This window comes from Patescibacteria group bacterium, from assembly GCA_034660655.1.
Classification (GTDB): Bacteria; Patescibacteriota; Patescibacteriia; order JAACEG01; family JAACEG01; genus JAACEG01.
In genome coordinates, this window is the sequence record JAYEJU010000050.1 from 1 (window position 1) to 2,020 (window position 2,020).

Sequence of the window (2,020 nt, forward strand, 5' to 3'; positions counted from 1 at the left end):
AAAATGAAGAAAATAAAGAGAGTAAAGAAAAATAAAGAGAGTAAAAAGGTATCTCTCTTTGCCACTTTCCCCTTTATTCAAGCCAAAAAAACAATAATAAAGAGAGTAAGAGAGTTAAAGCATCAAATCGTTGTATAACACAACATAACATATAATAAAATACATAACATAATATACTATATACTCTCTTACTCTCTTTATATATATATATATATATAATATAACCTTATAAACACTACATAAAATGAACCAAAGAGAGTGCAAAGAGAGTGCAAAGAGAGTAAGAGAGTTAAAACTGTGGATAAGCTCCGATTTGACATTATTTTTTTTTATGTTATTATAAAAATAATTAAAAAAAATAAATATGCTCGAAACAACAATATTACAAAATAAATCTATACGAGTGAGTAAGTTATGTGGTATAAAATCCACAGCATCTATTGTTGGATGTGAGCAAGCTTATTCACTCATATAGATTTTTTATTTTGTATAAATTATTTGTTATTTATGTTAAAAATAAACGCAGCAGATGTTAGAGAAAATAAAAAAAATAATATTTATATTGCTAAGTCTCTTATTTCTACAATGAATAACCTTGTTAAAAATAAAAAAGATAATTCTATTTATGAATATAATGGAAAATTTTATGAATTATTAGAAAAGCAAGACTTAAAAGATAAACTGTTTATTTTTTTAGAGAAATATCATATTACAGAAAGATGGAGCGCGAGTATTATCAATTCAATAATTAGCGCAATTCAATCTTGTTCTCAAATTAAAAAAGTAGAACTTGATAATTATAATAATTTAATTGCGATTAAAAATGGACTTTTTAATATTGCGACACAAGAAATAATCCCTTATTCAAAAAATATATACATAACTTCTATAATAGAAAATTTAGAATATAAAAAACCAGAAAAATGGGATTTACCAACAATTTTAAATTCAGCTCCATTCTTCCAAGAATATATTTTATCAACTTTTAACAACGAAGAAAACACAATAGAAAATATAGCAATGATGATTGGTTGTCTTTTATCAACATCAATAAAATCTAATAAATTTTTTATTCTTAATGGTCCAAGTGCGGCAGGTAAATCTCCTCTTATAAAGTTAATATCATCTTTTTTTACAACTAATCAAAAAACATCATTAAGTTTAAAACAAATTTCAACAAGAAGCGGATTTGAGCGAGAAGGATTGCTAAATTCTCGTATTAACATTATAGGAGATGAAGAAAAAAGTTTTTTAACCTCTGGCGAATTTAAAAAAATAACAAGCCAAGAAAATATAACAATTCAAAGAAAAGGGAAAACAGCGATAGATTTTCAACCTAAATTTAAAATTATTGCGGCAACTAATCATTTACCGGCATTTGATGATACTTCTGACGGTATAGCAAATAGATTGCTTATTATAGATTTTAAAAATATATTCAAAAACCAAGCTGATCTTGATAAAATGAAAAATCCTTCTTCCAAAAGTTATTATTTAGCAAAAAAAAATATAGAAAAAAACATCTTAAAAAAAGAAATGTCTACTGTTCTTAATTTTGGAATATGGGGATTAAAAAAATTTAACGAAGAAAACAAAGAAAAAAATAAAGGCAAGTATGAATTTATTTTTGATGAAAATTTCAGACAAGCTATCGAGAATTATAAAAAAAATGCAAGCACTTTTTATGAATTTTTGATTGATACTTTTGAATATGTAGAAGATTTGGATGAAGATAAATGGTTATCCACGGAAGATATAAAAGAGTATCATAATGAATGGCATTCAAAAAATGTTCAAAATAAATTTCCACCAAAAATATCAACAATAAAAATGGGATTAAATATAAAAACAATTTTTAAATGCCAACAAAAAATATTATATAAAAAAATTTATAGAAATGTTTTGAATGAAGAAAAAGAATTTAAAAGACAATTTACCTGTTATCCTTTAAGAATAAAAGAAGAAGAAATAAAAAAAACAATATCATTTAATTAACTAAATATAAAATTTATGGCACAAA

Annotated in this window: 1 protein-coding gene; it reads left to right on the top strand. The window is 23.8% G+C overall.

Annotation, left to right across the window (positions count from 1 at the left end):
* Nucleotides 1-507: 507 nt before the first annotated feature.
* On the top strand, nt 508-1,995 hold the full coding sequence (locus tag U9O55_03715; protein ID MEA2088918.1) for a DUF5906 domain-containing protein: 1,488 nt from the start codon (nt 508-510) through the stop codon (nt 1,993-1,995).
* Nucleotides 1,996-2,020 lie beyond the last annotated feature (25 nt).